This is a genomic window from Mycobacterium xenopi (assembly GCF_009936235.1).
Taxonomy (GTDB): Bacteria; Actinomycetota; Actinomycetes; order Mycobacteriales; family Mycobacteriaceae; genus Mycobacterium; species Mycobacterium xenopi.
Genome location: NZ_AP022314.1, coordinates 1,785,295 through 1,807,738, shown reverse-complemented (window position 1 = coordinate 1,807,738; position 22,444 = coordinate 1,785,295). Strand labels below are relative to the sequence as shown.

Here is a 22,444-nt window from a genome sequence, read left to right as displayed (position 1 = left end):
TAACTCGTGCTATGTTAGTGACGATTAACCGAAGTGTCCAGACGCGACGGAGGCCGTCATGGCAACATCGGCCCCGGCCGGCGACGACGAGGCCCCGAATCGTCGCAGCCAGCTGAAGTCTGACCGGCGTTCGCAGCTGCTGGCGGCCGCCGAGCGGCTATTCGCCGAACGCGGCTTCCTGGCGGTGCGACTCGAGGACATCGGCGCCGCCGCAGGCGTCAGCGGGCCGGCGATTTACCGCCACTTCCCCAACAAAGAGTCGCTGCTCGTCGAGCTGCTGGTCGGAATCAGCACCCGCCTGCTCACCGGTGCCCGCGACGTGACCTCGCGGCACCCCGATCCGGCTGAGGCGCTGGATGGCCTCATCGACTTTCACCTCGACTTTGCCTTGGGCGAACCCGATCTCATCCGGATCCAGGACCGCGATCTGGCACATCTGCCCGCGGCCGCCGAGCGCCAAGTCCGCCGGGCGCAGCGGCAATACGTCGAAGTCTGGGTGGGCGTGCTGCGTCAGCTCAACCCGGGGCTGGCTGAGGCCGATGCGCGGTTGATGGCTCACGCCGTGTTCGGCCTGCTGAACTCCACACCGCATAGCCTCAAGCCACTCAACAATTTGCGGGCCAAGCCAGCGAGGGTGGCGCGGGCACGCGCTGTCATGCGTGCGATGACGCTCGCGGCGCTCTCCACCGGCAACTCGTAGCACGGATCGGCCCGCTGCCGCGCTACCCAGCACGTCGCCCTGGTGTTGGGTCCTGCAGGTACCCTGCAACCCATGAGGTGGGCATGACCGATCCACGTCGACCCAGGTGGTTTCCTAATCAGGCTCGGCGCCAGACCGAGCCAACGCAGCAATTGGGTCACCGTTATCCGCCGCCAACCAGCCCGGCGCGCGCAAACCAGCCGCCCTACGAGCCCGGATACGGGCCCACGCATGGCCCGAACGTGACCGAGTCCAATCCGACAGAGCGCTTGCCGCAGTATTGGCTGCAGGGCCAGCCGCCTAATGCCGGGCAGACATCTTTCGGCGGGGCGCCGCCCGAGCGGCCCAAGTCGCCGCGCTGGCTATGGATCGTCGCCGGCGCAGCCGTGCTGCTGGTCGTCGCCCTCGGCATCGCACTGGTGATCGCCAATGGCACAGCGAAGAAACAGACCGCGGTCGCCCCACTGCCCGCCATGCCCGGGTCGAGCACACGAACGTCAGCGACCGCGTCGGCGCCGTCGAACACCACGTCGGCTACGGACACGTCCACCGAAACCAGCGGCGCCGCAGGGGCCGAGACCGTGGTCTACAGCGTGACCGGAGAGGGCCGCGCGATCAGCATCACCTACGTCGACGACGGCGGCGTCAGGCAGACCGAGTTCAACGTAGTGCTGCCATGGAGCAAGCAAGTCAGCCTGCCGTCGGCGCAGAACACGGCCAGCGTCACCATCGTCAACATCGGCCATGACGTCACCTGCACGGTCACGGTGGGCGGAACCCAGGTTCGTCAACGCACCGGGGTAGGTTTGACGACCTGCAACGCGGCCGACTGACGACGCGCCCTAAGCCGTGCCGGGCCGCGGGGCGCGCACCACCACCATCGCCAGCAGCCCCGTCGCCAGCACCACGCACAATCCGGCCATACCGGCGCGCACGGCGTGAAACGCGTCGACAAACAGCGAAAACAGCCAGGGCGCCAGGAACGACACTGCCCGTCCAGTCATGGTGTACAGACCGAACGCCACTCCCTCCTTGCCGTCGCGTGCCATCCTCAGTAGCAGGGTGCGGGCCGACGACTGCGCAGGACCGATGAACAGGCACAGCGATAACCCGCACACCCAGAACGCCAAGGCACCCGACAGGGTCATCAATGTGAGCCCCAGCGCGACAATCGCGGCCAGCGACCCCACGATCACCGGTTTGGAACCGAGCCGGTCGTCGACCAGCCCGCCCAGCACCGCTCCACACGCGGCGACCACGCTCGCTGCCACCCCGAACACCAGCACGTTGGCCTGCGAGACGCCGTAGACGTTGACTCCGAGCACGGCGCCGAACGTGAACACACCCGCCAACCCGTCCCGGAACACCGCGCTGGCCAGCAGGAAGTAGACCAGGTTGCGGTCACGGCGCCATTCCACGGTGATGTCAGACCACAGCTTGCGGTAACCGGTCAGCAAGCCGCTCGCGGGGTGCGACTCTTGCACTGACGCCGGCAGCCGGTGTGCGCCGAGCAGCAGCGGCATCGCGAACGTCAACAGCCAGCCGGCCGTCAGCAGCATGGCGGCCCGCACGTTCCAACCGTCGTGGCTGGACAGCTGCAGCAATCCGCGACGGTTGCCAGATCCGGAAATAAACCCGGCGTAGACGATGAGCAGCAGCGCCACGCTGCCGACGTAGCCCGCGGCCCAGCCGAAGCCGGAAATCCGGCCCGAGGTCCGCGTGGTCGACAGTTGGCGAAGCATCGCGTTGTAGGGGACGCTGGCGAGGTCTCCGCATGCCGCGGTCGCGGCAAGCAGCACCAGCCCGGGCCACAGGTAGCCGGGCTGCTCGCGAATCAGGCTCATCGACGCCGTGAATGTCACCGCCAAGCCGGTGAGCGTGCCCAGGGCTAGGCGACGCCGCCGCGGTGCCTCCACCCACACGCCGATGACCGGCGCCAGCAGCGCGATCGTGAAGCCAGCGACGGTCAGGGCGCGGCCCAGCCAACTGGCCGGGGGTGTGCCACCAGGCATTCCCTCGCCGACACGGCCGGTCAGGTAGATCGAGAACACGAATGTCACCACGATCGCGCTCAGACCGGTGGCGCCGCAGTCCCACAGGGCCCAGGCCAGCACCCCCGATCGCTCGGCTGCGCGCGACCCTGGCGCCGGGCTGCTCATGCCCGGCACTCTAACCTCGCGCTCGCGGTCGGCTCCGGTGTGTTGTCTACGCTTGCCGCATGCCTATACCCGCTCCCGGCCCCGACACCCGCGCTGTTGTCACCGGTGCGTCGCAAAACATCGGCAAAGCGCTGGCCACCGAGCTGGCGACGCGAGGTTACAGCCTGGTCGTCACTGCGCGACGTGAGGACGTGCTCGCCGAGCTGGCCACACAGCTGGGCGATAAATACGGCGTCGTCGTCGAGGTATGCCCCGCCGATCTCGCCGACCCGGCTGAGCGGATGAAACTGTGTGATGAATTGGCCACCCGAAACGTATCGATTCTGTGCGCCAATGCGGGCACCGCAACCTTCGGCCCGGTCTCAGGACTGGATCCGGCAGGCGAAAGGGCCCAGGTGCAGCTCAACGCCGTCGCTGTGCACGACTTGGTGTTGGCGGTGTTGCCGGGCATGGTCGAGCGTCGAGCCGGCGGCATCCTGATTTCTGGTTCGGCGGCGGGCAATTCGCCAATCCCCTACAACGCCACCTATGCGGCGACCAAGGCTTTTGTCAACACCTTCAGCGAGTCATTGCGCGGGGAACTGCGCCGCACCGGTGTGCACGTCACCCTGCTGGCACCGGGCCCGGTGCGCAGTGAGCTACCAGATCCGGCTGAGGCGTCGCTGGTCGACAAGCTGGTGCCGAAGTTTCTGTGGATCTCGACCGAGCACACCGCTCGCGTTTCACTGGATGCCTTGGCGCGCAACAAGATGCGCGTTGTTCCCGGGCTGACGTCCAAAGCGATGTCAGTGGCGAGCCAGTACGCGCCACGCGCGATCGTCGCCCCGGTCGTGGGCAGCTTCTACAAGAAGCTCGGCGGGTAGCGCTACCGGCGGCGCTGGCGGGTGCCCATCATGCCGCGGGTGATTTCACGGCCGAACGCGGTGCCCGCCGAGCGGGCGAAGCTCTTGGCGGCGGGGCTTGCGAAGAGGCCCTTGAACCACCGCCACATGCGCTTCCACCAACTGGGCCGCTCCGGCGCGGGTGCGGGCGCCGGCGCGGCCTTCCCCTCGGCAGGTGCCGGCGCTGAATCTGCTTGCGCCTGCTGGGATTTGGCGGTGAGCATCTCGAAGGCCGATTCGCGGTCGATCGTCTTGCCATACTCGGCCTGCAGCGGGCTGGCCTGGGCCGCCGCTTGGATCGCATCGACGCCGATCGCGGCCATCAACGACCGCGGCACCCGCATCCGGGTCCACGCCACCGGCGTCGGCGCTCCCTTCTCCGAGAGCACGGTGACAATCGCCTCACCGATACCCAGCGAGGTCAGCGCCGACTCCAGGTCGTAGACGTCGGTTTTCGGGTAGGTGCGGACGGTCTTGGTCAACGCCTTCTGGTCGTCGGGAGTGAACGCGCGAAGCGCGTGCTGAATGCGGGCACCCAGTTGGGAGAGCACGTCGTTGGGGATATCCGTCGGCAGTTGGGTGCAGAAGAACACGCCGACGCCCCGCGAGCGGATCAGCTTGACGGTTTGCTCGACCTGTGCGAGGAAGGCTTTCGACGCGTCGGTGAATAGCAGATGGGCCTCGTCGAAGACGAATACCAGCTTGGGTTTGTCCACGTCGCCGACCTCCGGCAGAAACGTGAACAGATCGGCCAGCACCCACATCAAAAACGTCGAGAACATCACCGGCCGGGCGGCCTGGTCGCCGAGCTCGAGCAGTGAGATGACGCCGCGGCCCCGGTCGTCGACCCGCAGCAGGTCCTCGGGCTTGAGCTCGGGTTCGCCGAAGAACGTGTCGGCGCCCTCGGATTCCAGGTTGACCAACGCCCGCAGGATGACCCCGGCCGTCGATGCCGAGACCCCGCCAAGTGCTTTCAGTTCGGGTTTGCCCTCGTCGCTGGTCAGGTAGCTGATCACCTGGCGCAGGTCCTTCAGGTCCAGCAGCGGAAGTCCCTTCTGGTCGGCCCAGTGGAAGATCAGCCCCAGTGTGGATTCCTGAGTAGCGTTGAGCCCCAACACTTTCGATAGCAGGATGGGCCCGAAACTGGAGATGGTCGCGCGCACCGGCACACCGATGCCGGTGGTGCCCAGCGACAGGAACTCCACCGGGAAAGCCGTTGGCGCCCAATCGTCACCGGTGTCCCTCGCGCGAGCAGTGATCTTGTCGTTGGACTCCCCGGGCCGGGCCAGGCCGGACAGGTCGCCCTTGACGTCGGCCATCAGCACGGGAACGCCGGCCGCCGACAGCTGTTCGGCGATCAGCTGCAGGGTCTTGGTCTTGCCGGTGCCGGTAGCCCCGGCCACCAGGCCGTGCCGATTGACGGTGGCCAACGGGATGCGGACCTGCGCCGACGGGGTGGCCGTCCCGTCGATGACGACGGTGCCAAGCTCCAAGGCCTGTCCGTCGACGGCGTAACCCGATGCGATCGCTTGCGCGGGGTTCTTCGCCGGGCCGCTGGGTCGCGACGCAGAGCCCATTACTAGTCCTCCCGCCTATTCGTGCCGGCAGAGCATGACACTACTTGGTGTCCGCCCTCGCCGGGGCGGTTGCGGTGACCCCGGCTACGGTGGGCTTACTGTGAGCGCTGTGCGAGACGAACTGGTGTGGATCGACTGCGAGATGACCGGGCTCGACCTGCGCTCGGACAAGCTGATCGAGATCGCCGCCCTGGTCACCGACGGCGAGCTGAACATTCTCGGCGAAGGAATAGACGTGGTGATCCACGCCGACGACGCCGCGTTGTCGTCGATGATCGAGGTCGTCACCGACATGCACGCCCGTTCGGGCCTTGTCGACGAGGTACGGGCGTCAACAATCGACGTGGCCACCGCCGAAACCATGGTGCTCGACTACATCCGCGAGCACGTCAAGCAGCCCAAAACCGCGCCGCTCGCCGGCAATTCGGTTGCCACCGACCGCGGGTTCATCGCCCGCGACATGCCTGCCTTGGACTCGTTTCTGCACTACCGGATGATCGACGTGAGCACGATCAAAGAGCTGTGCCGACGCTGGTATCCGCGCATCTATTACGGGCAGCCGACCAAGGGGCTGACCCACCGTGCGCTTGCCGACATCCACGAGTCCATCCGCGAACTGAAGTTCTACCGCCGGACCGCGTTCGTGCCCCCGCCGGGGCCATCTACCAGCGACATCGCTGCCGTGGCCGCCGAACTGGGGGCAGTGACGGACGCGCCCAAGGAAATCGATTCGGCCACCGAGCGTCCAAGCGGTTAATATCGACGTCGCCGCCGTCGGCTCCCCGGGGCCGCTCAGCGGCGATGGTGAGTGTAGTTCAGTTGGTAGAGCACCAGGTTGTGATCCTGGCTGTCGCGGGTTCGAGTCCCGTCACTCACCCCGAACGTGAGCCTGGTCACGCCTTGGCGTTGCCGGCGTGCCACTGCTCCCACGGGATGTTCCAGTCGCCGAGCCCATCCGTGCCTGACAGTGTCGGCCCGACGGTGTTGATGACCTGGACGACGTCGCCGCGCTTGGTGTGCTCGTAGAACCAGATCGCATTGCTGGGGCTGACGTTGATGCAGCCGTGGCTGGTGTTGGTGTGGCCCTGCGCCCCCACCGACCACGGTGCGGAGTGCACGAAGACCCCGCTGTAGGAAATCTGGGTCGCCCAGTCGACTTCAGTGCGATACCCGTCGGGTGAATTGACGGGCACCCCATAGGTCGACGAGTCCATGATGATGTGCTTGAACCGCTCTCCGACGAGGTAGGTGCCGTTGGCGGTCGGGGTCTTGTCCTTGCCCATCGAGATCGGCATGGTTTTGACGACCTCGCCGTTGACCCGCACGGTCAGTGTCTTGGTGGCGTCGTCGGCGACGGCAATGACCTCGTCACCAATGGTGAAGTGGGTGCGCAGGTTGTCTTCGCCGAACACCCCGTCGCCCAGATCGACGCCGTAGGTGTTGACCGCCACGTCGACGGCCGTGCCGGGCTTCCAGAATTCCTTTGGCCGCCAACGTACTTCGCGATTGTTCAACCAGTAGAACGCGCCCTCGACGGGGGGCTTGGCGGTGATTTTGATGGCTTTTTCCGCCGCAGCGCGGTTGGTGATGTCTTCATCGAACCGGATGGCCACCGGTTGGCCGACACCCACCACTTCCCCGTCCAACGGCACCACGTAGGGCATCGTGAGGTTCTCGGGCGACTGGGTCTCGAAGGTCATCTGGCGGGTAGCGACGCCGCCCAGCCCCCGGGCCTTCGCGGTAAGGGTGTAGCTGCGGTTGTAGCCCAGCGGCTCGGTGGTCGACCACCGCACCCCGTCCGGGCTGAGTCGACCGCTGACCGACTTGCCGTTCTCGTTGACCAAGGTGACCTGGGCTAGCACCCCGCCCTCGGCGCTCACCGTCACCGGCGCGTCCACGCCGACGCCGACCGCGCCGTCGGTGACCGAGGCGGTCAGCTTGGGGACCAGCAAATCGCTGAACGGGGTGCCTTTGTCAAAGATGACCTTCGCCGGTGCGCTGCCGCTGTTGCCGCCGCAGGCGCCGAGGCCCATCACGACAGCCGGGATCACCACCGCGACCAGCCACGATCGGCGTAAACGCGCAGCAGTCACCGAACGACCTGCCACTTCGTGCTCCCCATCTGACCCGATGGAAACTTGTAAACTAGGCAGTAGTTTACGGGCACGCGACCGCCATCGCTGTGACGCTCGTGACGATGTGCACGAGATTCGCAAGGCGGCCAACCGCCTGTTATTGTCGCGTTCCTGGGACAATCCAAAGCGCCGTTAGCTCAGTTGGTAGAGCAGCTGACTCTTAATCAGCGGGTCGGGAGTTCGAGACTCTCACGGCGCACCAACCGCGGATTTTGACCTGATCACAAGCGTGTACACGCGGCTCGGTCAGCGATTCCTGATCCGGCGCACCACCAACACCACGGTGAGCGCCCCGATGCCGACCAGGGATACCGTCACGACCGGCTTCTTGACGAAGCTGATCACCTGTGCCTTGACATCCTCGGCGAGTCGACGGGGATTGGCCCGGGCCGCGAGGGAATCGACGGTCGAGGCCAGCTGTTCGCGGGCCTGGTCGATCTCCTGCTTGATGGTGTCGGGATCCCGGTCCGCCACTGTCCCCTCCATGTCTGTCCCGGCCGCGCCCCGGCCGCGGTTGGTGAAGTTGCCGTCTTGCCGCACTACCCTAGAGCAGCCGGTGCCCATCCCGGCGCTTCGGTGACCAGAAGGGAAGTTCGTTGACCGATCCTGTGCGCCTGCAACCCGGCGACAAAGCGCCCGCCTTCAGCCTGCCCGACGCCGACGGCAAGATCATCAAGCTGGCCGACTACCGGGGGCGCCGTGTCATCGTGTACTTCTATCCGGCGGCGTCTACACCCGGCTGCACCAAAGAGGCCGGCGACTTCCGCGACAATCTGCACGACCTCAGCGAGGCCGGGCTGGACGTCGTGGGCATCTCCCCCGACCCACCGGCCAAGCTGGCCAAGTTCCGTGATGCCGAGGGGCTGACGTTTCCGCTGCTTTCGGATCCGGATCGCAAAGTGCTGACCGCGTGGGGTGCATACGGCCCGAAGCAGATGTACGGCAAGACCGTGCAGGGCGTGATCCGCTCGACGTTCGTCGTCGACGAGCAGGGCAAGATCGCACTCGCGCAATACAACGTGAAGGCCACCGGCCATGTCGCCAAGCTGCGGCGAGACCTCGGCGTGTAAATCCGATCGCCGAGTGTGCAGCTTCTGGGCGCGCCTTCGCAGATTTTGCCGGCAGAAACTACACAGTCGACGCGCCGAGGTTGGCCAATAGCAGCGCCTCGGCGGCCGCGGCTTTTTCCAGCACGCCAAGGTGCAGGCTCTCGTTGACGCTGTGCGCCTGGGTGGCCGGGTCTTCGACCCCGGTGACCAGGATCGTCGCTTGCGGGAAGGCGGCGGCGAACTCGGCGATGAACGGAATCGAGCCGCCCATTCCCATCTCGACCGGTTCGACACCCCAAGCTTGCCGAAACGCCGCCCGCGCGGCGTCGTAGACGCGACCACGGGCATCGATCGTGTAGGGCTGTCCGATGTCGCCCGGTGTTACCGTCACGTGCGCGCCCCACGGCGCATGCTGCTCGAGATGGGCGCGTAACGCATCAAGGTGCGCGGCGGCGTCACCACCGGGGGCTACCCGCATGCTGATCTTGGCCCGCGCCCGCGGGATCAACGTATTCGACGACGCCGCAATCGATGTGGTATCGATGCCGGTCACGGTAATCGCCGGTTTGGCCCATAGCCGTTGCGGCACGGAGCCTGTGCCGATTTCTGTCACCCCGTCCAGCAGGCCAGTCTCCGCCCGGACCCGCTCGGCCGGGTAATCGACTGGGGCAGCGGTACTTTCGTGCAGGCCAGCGATCGCCACGTTGCCGTCGTCGTCGTGCAAGCTGGCGAGCAGACGCACCAGGGCGCTCACCGCGTCGGGAACGACCCCGCCCCACAGGCCGGAATGCAGCCCGTGGTCGAGGGTGGCGACCTCGACCACGCAGTCGACCAGCCCGCGCAGCGACACCGTCAGCGCCGGCACGTCGCTACTCCAGTTGTCCGAGTCCGCGATGACGATCACGTCGGCCGCGAGCACGTCGCGGTAAGCGGCCAGCAAACGTCCCAGCGACGGAGATCCAGATTCTTCCTCGCCCTCGACGAACACCGTCACACCCACCGGGGGTCGACCGTCGTGTGCCCGAAACGCCGCCAAATGCGTTGCAATACCGGCCTTGTCGTCGGCACTACCACGCCCGTAGAGGCGGCGGTCGCGTTCGGTCGGTTCGAACGGCGGTGAGGCCCATTGCGTGTGATCTCCCTCGGGCTGCACGTCGTGATGGGCATACAGCAGCACCGTGGGCGTACCGGCCGGTGCGGGATAGCGCCCGATGACCGCTGGCGCACCACCCGCGCTGACGACCTGCACATCGGGAAAACGAGCCTGCCGCAACAGATCTGCAACCACACGAGCGCTGCGGTGTACTTCAGCGCGTCGGGCCGGATCGGCCCACACCGATTGGATGCGGATCAGGTTTTCCAGATCGCGCCGCACGGACGGCAGCACGTCGCGGACACGCTCAACGAGATCGCCCATGCGGTTGAGGCTAGTCGCGGCCCACCGCTTCGCGAGCGGGCACAAACTCCTGTCGGGGGCAGACGCGCCCGCTCGCGCTTAGGGCGCCTCGAGAATGGCCACCGCTGCGGCGGTATCGCCTTCGTGGGTCAGCGACACGTGGATCGTCACATCGGCCAGATGCTTGGCGATCGCGCCGCTCAACCGCACACGGGGCCGGCCCCACATGTCGGTGACCACCTCAATATCGCGATGAATTCCCTCCGGCAGCACCGGCCGCTGGGCGAATCGCGACCCCGACCACGCCTTGATCACCGCCTCCTTGGCCGCCCAGCGCGCCGCAAGGTGTCGAGCCGCTGACGAGCTCTTGTCCGAGGCGTCGCGGCGTTCACCGGGTGTGAACGTCTCGGAAAACACCGTTCCGGGACGATCGACCTGCTCGGCAAAATCAGGGATCGAGACCAGGTCGATTCCCACACCGACGATGCCCACGGCTGGCCACGCTAACCGATGACGCCGTTCACGGGAGGTAGACGTCGCCGTCGCCAAGCCGCGCGCCCGGGTTCAGTAGCATCGCCGCCTCCTGCGGCTTTTCCGCTGCCCGGTGGTCGAAGCGGCGGTCGGCGGGCCGTTCGTACATGGGCGGGCCGCCGGCGATCGCCGCGGCCAGCCGGCGTTGACCGGCCAGCAGCCGGGCGTCAGCGCGCCGCTGGTAGTCTTCGCGCTGCTCGGGGCTCAGCGCCGCCAGGAACGCCTGCGGGTGCACCAGCGCGATCAACCCGGACACGTGGCCGAATCCCAGGCTGGTGATCAGTCCGGCTTTCAGCGGGAACTTCCCGCCGAGGCGCAGCGTGTCGCGCACCCACACGAAGTGCTGAGATCCGGCCAGCTCGTCGTCGACGCAATCCAGGCTGCGGTTGGGCGGGATGACCCCGTCGCGCAGCATCTGGCACATGCCCATCATCTGGAAGACCGCCGCCCCGCCCTTGGCGTGCCCGGTCAGGCTCTTCTGCGACACGATGAACAGCGGGGCACCCGGCGAGCGGCCAAGCGAATCGGCAAGCCGTTCATGCAATTCCGTTTCGTTGGGGTCGTTGGCCAGCGTCGAGGTGTCGTGTTTGGAAATCACCGCGATGTCGTCGGCACCGACACCCAGCTCGGCCAGCGACCGCGCCAGCGGCGACTGCTTGCCACCACGGCCCGCGCCCAACGCGCCCAGCCCGGGCGCAGGGATCGAGGTGTGCACGCCGTCGCCGAACGACTGCGCATAGGCCACCACCGCCAGCACCGGCAGGCCCATCTTCAAAGCAAGATCCCCGCGGGCCAGCAGGACAGTGCCGCCGCCCTGCGCCTCGACGAACCCGAGCCGGCGCCGGTCGTTGGGCCGGGAGAACCTCGAGTCGCTGATGCCTTTGGCCCGCATCATCTCGGTATCGGCGGTGGCCGCCATGTCACCGAAACCGATGATGCCCTCTAAGGTCAGGTCGTCCAGCCCGCCGGCCACCACCAGTTCGGCCTTGCCCAGCCGGATCTTGTCCACGCCCTCCTCGACCGACACCGCAGCGGTGGCGCACGCGCCGACCGGGTGGATCATCGCGCCGTAGCTGCCGATGTAGGACTGAACCACGTGCGCGGCAATGATATTCGGCAGGACTTCCTGGAAGATGTCGTTGGGTTTGTTCCGGCCCAGCAGGTTGCCGTGATACATGGTCTGCATCGACGTCCCGCCGCCCATGCCGGTGCCCTGGGTGTTGGCCACCAGGGTGGGGTGCACGTAGCGCATCACCTCGGCGGGGCTGAAGCCGGCGGACAGGAACGCATCGACGGTCGCGACGATGTTCCACACCGCCAGCCGGTCGATCGAACTCGCCAGGTCCGGCGGAATCCCCCAGACGGTGGGGTCGAACCCGGTGGGGATCTGGCCGCCGACGGTTCGGGACAGCTTGTTTTTGCGTGGGACCCGGATCTCGGTGCCGGCCTTGCGGGTGACCTGCCAATCAGTGGAATCGGGCACCGGCCGGATCAGCGTGTGGTCGGGGTCGAACTGCACGAACGCCCGCGCCTCGGCTTCGCTGGACACCACGAACGTGAAGTCCTTGTCCAAAAACACGCTGACCAAAAGCGGCGAGGCGTGGTCGGGGTCGATCGAGCCGTCGTCGACCCACTCGCGGATCCCGATCCGTTCCACCACGGTGTCGTGGTAGCGCTCGACGAGCTCGGATTCGTCGACCAGCTCACCGGATTCGGTGTCATACCAGCCTGGCTGGGGGTCGTCGTGCCAGCGGATCAGCCCGGTGGTCCAGGCCAGCTCGAGCACACCAGCAGCGGACAGCTCGTTGTCGACCTCCATCTCGAAGCGGGTGCGCGACGAGCCGTACGGGCCGAGCTCGGCACCGCCGACAATGACCACCAGATCGGCCGGGTCGATGTCGAGGTCGTCCCACTGCGGCGGCGGTGCCGGGGTGTACCCACGCGGCGGGGACGGCAGCGCGGCAATGGTGCCCGCTGGTGGATCGGCTGAGGCTGTGTCTACAGAGGCCTGTTCGCGGGCTTTGGCCGCCAGGTCCGCCATGTCGAGCTTGGCGTCGGCCAGCCCACCGGTCAAATCGACTTTCAGCGGTGCGTGAGCGGCGGCGGCTTTGGACTCCACGTCGCAGAGCTCCAGCAGCATGCTGGCCATCTCATCGGTGGAATACGTTGTCACACCGGCTTTTTCGACGGCGCTGACGATCGCGTCGTTGTGGCCCATCAACCCGGTGCCGCGGGTCCAGCCGATCAACGCATGCGCCAGGCTGACCCGCTGCGCCCACGATGATTCGGCGTGCCAGCGGGCCACTACCGCGTCGAGCGCCGACTTGGCTTCGCCGTAGGCGCCGTCACCGCCGAACATGCCGCGGTTGGGCGAGCCGGGCAGCACCACGTGCAACCGCGACGCGATGTCACGTTCGGCGCCGATCTTCGACAGCCCGCCGATCAGCCGCTGAACGGCCCACAGCAGTACCTTCATCTCCATTTCGGCGCGCGAACCGGCCTCGGAGAGGTCACCGGCCACGCGGGGCGCCGCGAACGGGAACAGCAGTGTTGGGGTTTGCGCGTCCTTGATGTGAATCGACTGCGGCCCAAGGCTTTCGGTCTGCTCGCTGCCGACCCATTCGATTAGGGCGTCGATGTCGGAGTAGGACGCCATGTTGGCCGGCACCACCCACAGTGCCGCGCCGTAGCGGGCGTGATCGCGATACAGCGAGCGGTAGAAGCCCAGCCGCTCGTCGTCGAGCCTGGAGGTCGTCGCGATGACGGTGGCGCCGCCGTCAAGCAGCCGTGCGACCACCGAGGCGGCGATCGAGCCCTTCGACGCGCCGGTCACCACCGCGACCTCGTCGCTGTAGCGGCCATTGTCGGGGTTTTCCGCGCCGGCGGCGATGCGGGCATATAGCGACGCGTGGATGTTGCGGCCGGCGGCCAGCGCCTTGCCCTGCCACCAGGTGGCCTGCGTGGCGACCACGTGGCCGGTGCCTTCGAATCGTTCGGACAGCCGCGCCCAGTCGGCGTCGATGTCGTCGTCGTCGGCGCACCACAACTTCACCAGATCCTCACGGGCACTGGCCCAGCGGTCGTCGAAGACCACGGCTTTTCTGGCGTCGAACACCGGGGCCACCAGCCGCGGCCAGTCGGCGCCGAGCTCGGCGGTGACCAAGTCGATCAGTTCGGCGTCGGTTGCCGTGGGGGCTACGGTGACCGGGTCGTCGAGCCCCAGCTGGTTGAGCACCAACCGCGCCGCCGACGCCAGCACACCGTCGCGTCCGGTGATCTGCTCGGTGAATTCGCTCAGCGCCGCCGCATCGACGGTCGCTGCACCGCCGCCGGACGACGGCAGCGTCACCGTGATCCCGCGGCGTGCGGCCACCGACGTGACTGCGGCGTCGACGACCTTGTCGACCGCTGCCGCGTCGGTCAGCGCGCCCTCGTGCAGGTGCCCGAGCGCGCCGCCGCGCACGCTTGTGCCCTCCCGGGTACCCAGCGCGACTTCGACGGTGACGTGCTTGGCCCACCCGTCGCCGAGTTCCCAGGTCTTTTTGACCCGCTCGGCGATCGCGGCGGGCCGCTTGCCGGATGGCCCGAGAACCGTCCGCAGCTGGTCGTTGATCGCGTCGGAGAGCACGGGACCGAACGGTTTGTAGGTGCGAGCCAGCTTGGTGACCTGCGACCGCAGCCCGGCCAGGTCCGCTTCGGCAGCGCCGTCGATGGCGCCGATGTTGAGCTCTTGGCCCAGGTCGACTAGCAGCTGATTGCGTCGCGAGGACGCGCCGTCGGTGATCGATTCGATGGAGTCGAGTTCCTCGATTTGGTCGATACGCATCTTGGCCGACAGCGCGATCAGCGCCAGCGTGGCATCGGCGGCGTCGAACGGAATGTCGTCGGGCCGCGGAGTGCCTGACGGAGCTCCGGCCGGAGCCGGAGCGACGGCAGGGACGACATTGGGCTCGGGTGTACCCTCCGCCACCACCGTGGCGGAATCATCCTCCGCCACGTCTTCCGGCTCGGGATCGGTGTCGGTGGCGAACAGCACCGCGGCGTCGCGCTCGGCGTTGAGCACTTCGACTGTGCTGTGGGCATATTCGGGCAGCTTGAGGGTGTTGGCAGCAAGACCGGCCACGGTCGGCGAGGACTTCACCCCGATCTCGACGAACCGCTCCACACCCAGACCCCCGGCCGCCTCTTCGGTGAACAGCAGATCCTGGGTCTCGATCCAGCGCACCGGGCTGGCGAACTGCCAGGCCAGCAACTCGATGAACACCGTGCGCGCCATCTCCCGCCGCCGCTCCCGCAGCCAGGTGTCGTAGTCGGCGAGGATCGGGTCGAGCGGCTCGGCCGGCACCAGGTCGCGGATCTCCTGGATGAAGTCGCGGTCAAGGGAGAACGGCCGCGGCACCAGGTTGGGGATGTAACGCCCGATGATCAGGTCGGGATCCTTGTCGCGCGGCATGACCCGGTCCAGCGAACGGCGAAATTCGGCGACACCGACGCGCAGTACCCGCGAATGGAAAGGCACGTCGATGCCGGGCACCAAGATGAAAGACCGCTTGCCGCCGGTGATTTCACGACGGCGCTCCACCTCGGCTTCCAGCGCCTCCAGGCCGCGGACCGTGCCGGCGATCGCGTACTGCGAGCCGCGCAGGTTGTAGTTGACGATTTCCAGGAATTCTCCTGTGCGCTCGGCGATCTCGGCGACGAACGCCGGCACGTCGGCGTCGTCGAGGTCGATCTGCGACGGCCGGATTGCGGCCAGCCGGTAGTTCGAGCGGCCCAGCTCGTCGCGGGGCACGATGTCGTGCATCTTCGAGCCGCGGTGAAACACCATCTCCAGCAATGCTTCTAGCTCGTAGATGCCGGTCACGCAGGCCAGTGCGGTGTATTCACCGACGGAGTGACCGCAAGCGATCGCGCCTTCGACGAACGCGCCGGCTTCCCGCATCTCGGCGACCTGAGCCGCCGCCACGGTGGCCATGGCCACCTGGGTGAACTGGGTCAGGTACAGCACGCCGTCGGGGTGGTGGTAGTGCACACCGGACGCGATGATGCTGGTCGGATTGTCGCGCACCACATGCAGGACGGAGAAGCCCAGTGTTTCGCGGGTGAATTTGTCCGCGTCGTCCCACACCTTGCGGGCCGCCTTCGACCGGGCCCGCACCTCCATGCCCATCCCCTTGTGCTGGATGCCTTGACCGGGGAACGCGTAGACGGTCTTCGGCGCGGCCAATCGGGCCGTCGCCGACATCACCAGATCTGAGCCGATCCGTGCGGCGACCTCCACAACCTCGGCGCCCTGGTCGATTCCGACCCGGTCGACCCGGACGTCGATCTCGTCGCCCGGCCGTACCATGCCGAGGAAACGCGCGGTCCAGCCGATAAGACGGGCCGGTGGGCGGGCCTGGCCGTCGGTGGCGGTGACGACGTGTTGCGCGGCGGCCGAAAGCCACATGCCGTGCACGATCGGGGATTCCAGACCCGCGAGCAGCGCAGCCGCCCGGTCGGTGTGGATCGGGTTGTGATCACCAGAGACAGCGGCGAACGGGCGCATGTCGACCGGTGCGGTGATGGTGACGTCGCGGCGCCGGCGCCGCGGAGTGTCGGTGGCGTTGTCGGAGATCGCGCCACCGGCGCGCACCGGGTCGGCCAGTTCCGCCCTGCCGGTGCGGCCGCGGATCGCAAACCGTTCTTCGAGCTTGGCCAGTACAGTGCCGTCGTCTGCGGCGACGGTCACCGACACCGGGACAACCCGGCCCACGTCGGTGTCGACGGCAGCAGAAGCCGTTGCCGTGACGGTGAATTCGGCCCGATCGGCAGGCAGCTTGGCGAGCAGGTGCGCGGCGTGGTCGAGGTGCACCAGGCTCAGCAGCCCCTCGATCACTGGGACAGCGGTGTCGGTGACCGCCGAGCCGATGGCCGCGAACACCGCGGGCCAGCAAAGGCCGACGAGCGCGTCGGGCACGGTGCTCAGGCCGGGTGCTAGCGGCTCACCGAAGGTGGCGGTGACCCCGGTATGGTCGGCGACGCGTTCCGGGTCCCAACCCACCGTGACGGTGGCGGTCCCGTCATGCACCGGCGGTAAGGCTTCCGGGGCGTCGGCGCCGGCGGCGATGGCCAGCACGCGACGCATGGCGGCGGTGGCGTCGTCGACCGACACGACCGGCATGCCCCCGTCGATGGTGTTGGGCGGCAACGTGAATCGGATATCGACCCAGGTGCTTGAGATCGGCACGCTCAAGACGACCTGCTCGCCGTCTACGGCAAGCCTGGCCCCGGTGGACGAGTGTGTCGCCCGCGGATTTTCGGCCCCGTCGTGAATCTGCCAATCGGCAGGATGGGCGATGCGGTGCACCGGGTTGGTCGCGGCGCGACCGGCCCACAGCACGTCCGGGGCGTCGAGGACGACGGCCAGCGGGCCGGTGACGTCGGTGCGGCCTACCCGCCGCGCGGTAACCGGCTTGGGTTCGACACCGGCTGCCAGCACCTGGTCGATGGCGGCCTGCTCGAAACGGTCGAGCAGTTCGCCGACGGGTTCGTCCATCCGCGTGATGCCGGCGACCGATGTCGGGCCGGGGATAATGCACACCTGGTCGGCGTCGTAGCGCGCGTCGTGGGCCTGCCACAGTGAATCGCTGCGCCACCAGCGTCGCACGTCCTTGTCGATAACCGGCACGAAGTTGACCGGCTTGCCCAGCGTCTTGCACAACGTGACGAAGAACGACACGTCCGCTGGGTGCAGTTGCACGGTTTCGGCGTCGGGATAGCGCGCCAGCAGAGCCGCGATCGCGTCGTCGGGCCGCTCCAGCAATTCCTTGTCGGCAAACAGGGTCTCGATGCGGCCGTGGTCTTGGGGGTGCAGCCGCGCCTCGGCCCGGTGCAGCATCTGCTCGAAGCGGTCGCGCCAGGTGTCGGCCAGCCACGGGCTTCCCGGCGAAGCGGTGTCGGCGGTCGAGGTGCCGTCACCGATGGTCAGTTCGACGTAGCGCCGCAACCACTGGGCGTAGGTCATCTCGCCGACGTCGCCGAAGTACGGCTTGGCGGTGCCGGCCATCGCGGCGATGATCTCGTCGCGGCGCTTGGCCACCGCCTCGGCGTCACCGGCGACCTCGTCGAGCAGCCGGCCGCATCGCGAGGCGGCATTGTCGATCTCGTGAATGTCGGCACCGAGCTGGCTTCGGCTAGAAGCCATGCCGCCCTGGGCTTTTCCGGCGCTGATCCACTGGTCGGTGCCCTGGGTTTCGACCAGCATCCGCTTGACCGACGGCGAGGTGGTGGACTCCTTGGTGGCCATCGCCGCGGTGCCGACCAGGATGCCGTCGATCGGCATCAACGGGAACCCGTAGGGCTCGGCCCAGCGGCCGGACAGGTATTCGGCGGCCCGCTCCGGGGTGCCGATGCCGCCGCCGACACAGACCGTGATGTTGGGCCGCGACCGCAGCTCGGAGTAGGTGGCCAGCAGTAAGTCGTCGAGGTCTTCCCAGGAGTGATGCCCACCGGCGCGGCCACCTTCGATGTGCATGATGACGGGCGTGGTCGGCACCTCGGTGGCGATGCGGATCACCGCGCGGATCTGCTCGACGGTGCCCGGCTTGAACACGACGTGACTGATGCCGATGCCGCCCAGTTCGTCGATGAGCTCGACGGCCTCCTCCAGTTCCGGGATGCCGGCGCTGACCACCACTCCGTCGATCGGCGCTCCGGACTGGCGGGCCTTTTGCACCAAGCGCTTTCCGCCGACCTGCAGCTTCCACAGGTAGGGGTCGAGGAACAGCGCGTTGAACTCGAAGGTGCGGCCGGGCTCGAGGAGTCCCCTCATCTCCTCGATGCGGTTATGGAAAATCTCTTCGGTGACTTGCCCGCCCCCGGCCAGCTCGGCCCAGTGTCCCGCGTTAGCGGCCGCGGCAACGATTTTGGCGTCGACGGTGGTTGGCGTCATGCCGGCCAGCAAGATCGGTGAGCGGCCGGTCAGCCGGGTGAACTTGGTCGACAGCTTGATCCGCCCGTCCGGAAGGCGCACCACCGTGGGCGCATAGCTTGACCAGGGCCGTGCCACCTCGGGAACGGCGCCGACGGTGAAAAGGTTGCGCTGACCGCCGCGGGTGGCCGCGGGCACGATGCCGACCCCAAGCCCGCGAATCACCGGCGCGGTCAGCCGGGTCAGGATGTCGCCCGGACCCAAGTCGAGAATCCAGCGCGCCCCGGCCTCGTGGACGCCGACGATCTCGTCGACCCAGTCGACCTGACGCACCAAGATGGCCTCGGTCATCTCCCGGGCCAGCTCGACGTCGACGCCGATCTTCTCGGCCCACCCGGCGACGATGTCGATCCCGTCGGCTAGCCGCGGGCTGTGGAAACCGACTTCCACCTGCACCGGCTCGAAAACGGGGGCGAAGATGTCGCCGCCGCGGACCTTGTTCTTGCGGTCAGCCTCTTCCTTCTGCGATATCTGCTTGCAGTACAGCTCGAAGCGCGACAGCTGCTCGGGTGTTCCGGTGATCACAACCGAACGCCGGCCATTGCGGATGGACAGCACCGGCGGCAACACGGTCCGCACGTCCTGGGCGAACTCTTCGAGCAGGGCGTAGATGCGCTCGGGATCGGCGTTGCTGACCGACACCATCGGCGGGCGATCACCCAGGATCGAGATGCCGCGCCGGCGCGCCACGAGCGTGCCGGCTGCGCCGATCAGCTGCGCCAAGGCCAACAGCTGAATGTCGCGTTCCCCAGCCGCCTTCAGCGACTCGACGGCCAGCACACCTTGCGAATGCCCGATGATGGCCACCGGAGGAGTCGCCGCGAAATCCATCCCTTGGCGCGCCAGGGCACGCACGGCCGCGATCTGGGTCAGCAGCACGCCGGGCACCGACACCGCCGCCGACGTTAGTTGTTTGGCCGTCGGAACCGGGTCTTCGGCCGCGAGCGCGCGCACCCAGCCCAGCGGCTCGAAACCGATCGGACGCACCACCACGAGCTCCTGCGCGACGGGCTCGAGGAGCAGGTCCACCTCACCGACCAGCGTCGCCAATTCGGATTCGATCCCGGCGGTAGAGACCAGCTCTTCCAGCGTCTCCAACCAGGCGCTGCCCTGCCCGCCGAACGCGACCGCATACGGCTCTCCCGCGGTGAGGCGATCAACCAGAGCGTGGGCGCCGCGGACGACCTCCGGAATGTTGCCGTCGTGGTCGGCGGACACCCTGTCGTGCTCGTAGATCGTCACCGTGTATCTGTCTCCCTGTGGCGTCCCGTATGTATCGCGTCGCCGGCGTAGGACCTGCGCTGCCCGGCCAGCGTGTCGTCATTCCCCGTCGAACCCAGCCGAATCCCGGCCGGCCGATGCGTCATCGGCGGACCGCTCGTCGGCTGCGAGGGTCGCGACGACTCCATCGGTTGCAATAAGAGTGTCATAAGGGGCTGTGCTGATTTTGTGTGCTGAGCGGTTACTAGTGAGTTCTACGCATGGGTAACGGTGTCGTGGGTAACACCCCGCCACTTGGGCGTCGCAGGCCGGCGAGACAAACGTCCTGGATGCAGGTGGTTACGGTCGAGTAGCCACAACAGCGCAGATCAAGGCAGTATTGTTACGCAATCGTTATGTTAAAAATTTTGGTTGTCCGGCGTGCAGCGGATCGGATCCGCCGGCGCGGCCGCAGGGCGTCGTCGTAAATCGTGCCTATTGACATCGCGCCAGAAGTTTGCTGGAACCCTACTCGTCAGTCAGGTGCGGCGCCCGGTTCCCGAGCACGTATCGCCCCGCGTTAATCCCACTGGCCGAACTGCGGCTTAAGGATGTGGTTGATGTCGACGCCGACGCCGCCGACGGTGCGCTTGTCGATCTCGACCTGGTGTAGGTGAGCCGCGGGATGGGTGAACCCCTTGGGGGAGCCCCAATTGTGCTGCCAAAAGTAGGAGCCCAAGCCATCCTGTAGTGCCCAGTCGATTGTCTTGGAGTTGGCGTAGACGCCGACCCGCTGATGGCCCAGCACCGACTCCCAGCCCCGCAGATACGGCGCTACCTGCTGTTTGTACTGCTCATAGGACGGATCGTCATCGATCGAGGCATAGATCGGCGCCCCGATCGGGCCACCGGCGGCTTGGTGCAGCTGCCAGCCGCGCTTGGCGTGCAAAATCCCGGCGTTCTGCCCGCCCAGCCAGTCAGCGGTCTCTTGCTTGCCGTATTGGTAACAGGAAACGATCTTTAGCCCGTTGCGGTACAGGTCGCGCGCCTCGTCGAGCTGAATGGGCTTGCCGAGCATCCATGCGCCGCCGGGCCTGCGATCGGACACATACCGGATCGCACCTGCCGCGCCGACGGCTTTGATCTCGCTGGCTGGGATGACTCCGGCCGCATAGTCCAACAAAATTCCCAGCGGGCTGGCGGTCGCCGGCGCCGGGGTCAGCACCGCGCCCAGGCCCGCTAACGCGGGCGTCGCCGCCGCGAGTTTGAGCACGTCACGCCGGGAAATCGACACGTGTCACAGCGTACGACAAATGCATCAGCTGTCACAGCAACGCCACTGGCCCCAGATGGATCAATTACCTCAGCAGCGGGCGGTCGCGCCGAGCCACGGTGAACGCATGGGTTCCCAGTTCGTTGCGCGCACCGGAACTTTGACTTCACACCCGGCTCGCTACGATCCTCCCCATGCCGCTGGCCGATGGTGCGACAGCTGCCGGGTTCAAAATTGTTCGGCTGCTGGGTAGCGGGCCAGCCGGTGAGGTATATCTGGCCGAGCATCCGAGGTTGCCGCGCCGTCACGCGCTGAGGATTCTGTCGGCGGAGGTCTCGGCCGACCCCGAGTATCGCGCGCGGTTCATCCAAGAGTCCGACCTGGCGGCGGCGCTGTGGCACCCCCACATCGTCGGCCTGCACGACCGGGGCGAGTACGACGAACGGCTATGGCTTTCGGTGGACTACATCGACGGCGCCACCGCGGCTCAGCTGGTACGCGACAGCTATCCGGAGGGCATGCCGCCGCACGTGGTGGTCGAGATTGTCGCCCGGATCGCTGATGCCCTCGACTACGCTCACGACCATGGGCTAGTGCACCGGCGGGTGAAGCCGGGCAATGTTTTCATCACCCAGCCTGAATCCGACGAACGACGAATCGTACTGGCCGACTTGGGTATTGCCCACCTCGACGATGTCAACGGTGTGACAACGACAAACTTGACCGTAGGCAATGTAAGTTATGCCGCGCCGGAACAGCTGATGGACAGATTGGTCGACGGCCGGGCTGACCAATATGCCTTGGCGTGCACTGCTTTTCATCTTCTGACCGGCTCGCCACCGTTCGTGCACGGCAACCCCGCCGTGGTGATTAGCAAGCATCTCAGCGAATCACCGCCGCTGCCAGGTGATGTGCGGCCACAACTGGCGCCCTTCGACGGGCCCATCTCTCGCGCACTTGCCAAGGAGCCCGGCGACAGGTTCCCACGTTGTCGAGACTTCGCCAACGCAGTTAAGGCCGCCCACAGCAAACCAGTGCTCAGCCGATCCGAGCCACCTGCCGCCCCCGGTGATCCTGAAACCGACACCGTGGCCGCCCACACACGGGGCCTGGCCGAGCTGCCAGATGCTCGGGAAGGGGCGATCGCACCACCTGTATCAGCTCCGGTGGATCTGGCAGGCGACCATGGTCCCCAGCCCAACGCCGAGATCGGCGATGCCGTGACGTCTCCGGAGCCCGCGATCTCGAGTGCGATCACTGATGACAGACCAGTGACGTCCGGGAGGCGTCTGGCGCCGCGAGCCGCGTCGGTCGTCCTCGCCGTCGCGGTCGTGCTGATCGGCTTCCTCGTCGTCGTGGCGCTGCGCTCGCGCTCTGACTTCCACCCCGCGCCGGCCGATGTCGAAACACCGCGCTCAGCCACCAGCATCGCGCCCCCACCCCCGATGCCGGTGACCACCATCGCAGTGCCCAGTGCCCCCGCCACTCTGCCCGCGATCACCGGACTGCCGATCAGCGGCACACCTGCGCCGACGACCACCACTCCGTCGCCAATAGCGACCATGAGAACC

13 protein-coding genes, 2 tRNA genes and 1 pseudogene are annotated in these 22,444 nt (G+C 67.1%); 8 read left to right on the top strand and 8 right to left on the bottom strand.

Annotated features, from left to right (window positions below; genetic code table 11):
• The first annotated feature begins 58 nt into the window (after nucleotides 1–58).
• Together MYXE_RS08490 and MYXE_RS08485 are read left to right on the top strand one after the other, a co-directional pair.
• Complete coding sequence (locus MYXE_RS08490; protein ID WP_003920995.1) at nucleotides 59–700, top strand: SACE_7040 family transcriptional regulator; 642 nt, start codon at nucleotides 59–61, stop codon at nucleotides 698–700.
• A gap of 83 nt (nucleotides 701–783) precedes the next feature.
• Nucleotides 784–1,533, top strand: coding sequence for an MmpS family transport accessory protein (locus MYXE_RS08485; protein ID WP_039890219.1), 750 nt, complete (start codon nucleotides 784–786; stop codon nucleotides 1,531–1,533).
• A gap of 9 nt (nucleotides 1,534–1,542) precedes the next feature.
• Here MYXE_RS08485 and MYXE_RS08480 read toward each other — a convergent pair whose 3' ends face one another.
• On the bottom strand, nucleotides 1,543–2,859 hold the full coding sequence (locus tag MYXE_RS08480) for an MFS transporter (RefSeq protein WP_085195521.1): 1,317 nt from the start codon (nucleotides 2,857–2,859) through the stop codon (nucleotides 1,543–1,545).
• 59 nt (nucleotides 2,860–2,918) lie between these two features.
• Here MYXE_RS08480 and cmrA point away from each other — a divergent pair, with 59 nt between their 5' ends.
• Entirely contained in the window at nucleotides 2,919–3,722 is an 804-nt protein-coding gene (gene cmrA / locus MYXE_RS08475) for a mycolate reductase (RefSeq protein ID WP_085195520.1), read from the top strand.
• Between the two features lie 2 nt (nucleotides 3,723–3,724).
• Here the strand turns inward: cmrA and MYXE_RS08470 are convergent, their stop codons facing one another.
• Nucleotides 3,725–5,317 (bottom strand): helicase HerA-like domain-containing protein, encoded by a 1,593-nt coding sequence (locus MYXE_RS08470; protein ID WP_085195519.1) that lies wholly within the window; start codon nucleotides 5,315–5,317, stop codon nucleotides 3,725–3,727.
• 109 nt (nucleotides 5,318–5,426) lie between these two features.
• Here MYXE_RS08470 and orn point away from each other — a divergent pair, with 109 nt between their 5' ends.
• Both orn and MYXE_RS08460 read left to right on the top strand, forming a co-directional pair.
• Nucleotides 5,427–6,074: an oligoribonuclease gene (gene orn, locus MYXE_RS08465; protein WP_085195531.1), complete on the top strand. Its 648-nt coding sequence runs from the start codon at nucleotides 5,427–5,429 to the stop codon at nucleotides 6,072–6,074.
• A gap of 47 nt (nucleotides 6,075–6,121) precedes the next feature.
• A tRNA-His gene (locus tag MYXE_RS08460) sits at nucleotides 6,122–6,194 on the top strand.
• 16 nt (nucleotides 6,195–6,210) lie between these two features.
• Here MYXE_RS08460 and MYXE_RS08455 read toward each other — a convergent pair.
• Nucleotides 6,211–7,350, bottom strand: a complete 1,140-nt coding sequence (locus tag MYXE_RS08455; protein ID WP_415624480.1) for a L,D-transpeptidase — start codon at nucleotides 7,348–7,350, stop codon at nucleotides 6,211–6,213.
• Between the two features lie 228 nt (nucleotides 7,351–7,578).
• Between MYXE_RS08455 and MYXE_RS08450 the strand changes: the two genes are divergently transcribed.
• Nucleotides 7,579–7,654, top strand: a tRNA-Lys gene (locus tag MYXE_RS08450).
• Between the two features lie 44 nt (nucleotides 7,655–7,698).
• Here MYXE_RS08450 and MYXE_RS08445 read toward each other — a convergent pair.
• Entirely contained in the window at nucleotides 7,699–7,926 is a 228-nt protein-coding gene (locus tag MYXE_RS08445; RefSeq protein ID WP_003920988.1) for a DUF3618 domain-containing protein, read from the bottom strand.
• A 122-nt stretch (nucleotides 7,927–8,048) separates the two neighbouring features.
• On the opposite strand from MYXE_RS08445, the gene bcp reads away from it, so the two are divergent.
• Nucleotides 8,049–8,522: a thioredoxin-dependent thiol peroxidase gene (gene bcp, locus MYXE_RS08440; RefSeq protein WP_085195517.1), complete on the top strand. Its 474-nt coding sequence runs from the start codon at nucleotides 8,049–8,051 to the stop codon at nucleotides 8,520–8,522.
• Between the two features lie 58 nt (nucleotides 8,523–8,580).
• On the opposite strand, the gene MYXE_RS08435 is transcribed toward bcp, so the two are convergent.
• The 4 genes from MYXE_RS08435 to MYXE_RS08420 all read right to left on the bottom strand — a co-directional run bounded on the left by MYXE_RS08435 (nucleotide 8,581) and on the right by MYXE_RS08420 (nucleotide 20,894).
• Nucleotides 8,581–9,918 (bottom strand): dipeptidase, encoded by a 1,338-nt coding sequence (locus tag MYXE_RS08435; protein ID WP_085195516.1) that lies wholly within the window; start codon nucleotides 9,916–9,918, stop codon nucleotides 8,581–8,583.
• Nucleotides 9,919–9,996: 78 nt separating this feature from the next.
• On the bottom strand, nucleotides 9,997–10,389 hold the full coding sequence (gene acpS / locus MYXE_RS08430) for a holo-ACP synthase AcpS (RefSeq protein WP_085195515.1): 393 nt from the start codon (nucleotides 10,387–10,389) through the stop codon (nucleotides 9,997–9,999).
• A gap of 28 nt (nucleotides 10,390–10,417) precedes the next feature.
• Nucleotides 10,418–19,642, bottom strand: coding sequence for a type I polyketide synthase (locus MYXE_RS08425; RefSeq protein ID WP_085195514.1), 9,225 nt, complete (start codon nucleotides 19,640–19,642; stop codon nucleotides 10,418–10,420).
• A 538-nt stretch (nucleotides 19,643–20,180) separates the two neighbouring features.
• A complete protein-coding gene (locus MYXE_RS08420; protein WP_003920983.1) occupies nucleotides 20,181–20,894 on the bottom strand; it encodes a glycoside hydrolase domain-containing protein in 714 nt (237 codons plus the stop codon).
• A gap of 173 nt (nucleotides 20,895–21,067) precedes the next feature.
• Here MYXE_RS08420 and MYXE_RS25450 point away from each other — a divergent pair.
• Nucleotides 21,068–21,886 (top strand): annotated as a pseudogene (locus tag MYXE_RS25450) (serine/threonine-protein kinase); the annotation flags it as partial.
• Between the last annotated feature and the right edge of the window lie 558 nt (nucleotides 21,887–22,444).

Bases quoted from the DNA above. Each gene is read 5' to 3' on its own strand.
- MYXE_RS08490 (WP_003920995.1), top strand. From the start codon at position 59: ATGGCAACATCGGCCCCGGCCGGCGACGACGAGGCCCCGAATCGTCGC.
- cmrA (WP_085195520.1), top strand. From the start codon at position 2,919: ATGCCTATACCCGCTCCCGGCCCCGACACCCGCGCTGTTGTCACCGGT.
- MYXE_RS08455 (WP_415624480.1), bottom strand. From the start codon at position 7,350: ATGGGCCTCGGCGCCTGCGGCGGCAACAGCGGCAGCGCACCGGCGAAG.
- MYXE_RS08485 (WP_039890219.1), top strand. From the start codon at position 784: ATGACCGATCCACGTCGACCCAGGTGGTTTCCTAATCAGGCTCGGCGC.
- MYXE_RS08480 (WP_085195521.1), bottom strand. From the start codon at position 2,859: ATGAGCAGCCCGGCGCCAGGGTCGCGCGCAGCCGAGCGATCGGGGGTG.
- MYXE_RS08470 (WP_085195519.1), bottom strand. From the start codon at position 5,317: ATGGGCTCTGCGTCGCGACCCAGCGGCCCGGCGAAGAACCCCGCGCAA.
- MYXE_RS08435 (WP_085195516.1), bottom strand. From the start codon at position 9,918: ATGGGCGATCTCGTTGAGCGTGTCCGCGACGTGCTGCCGTCCGTGCGG.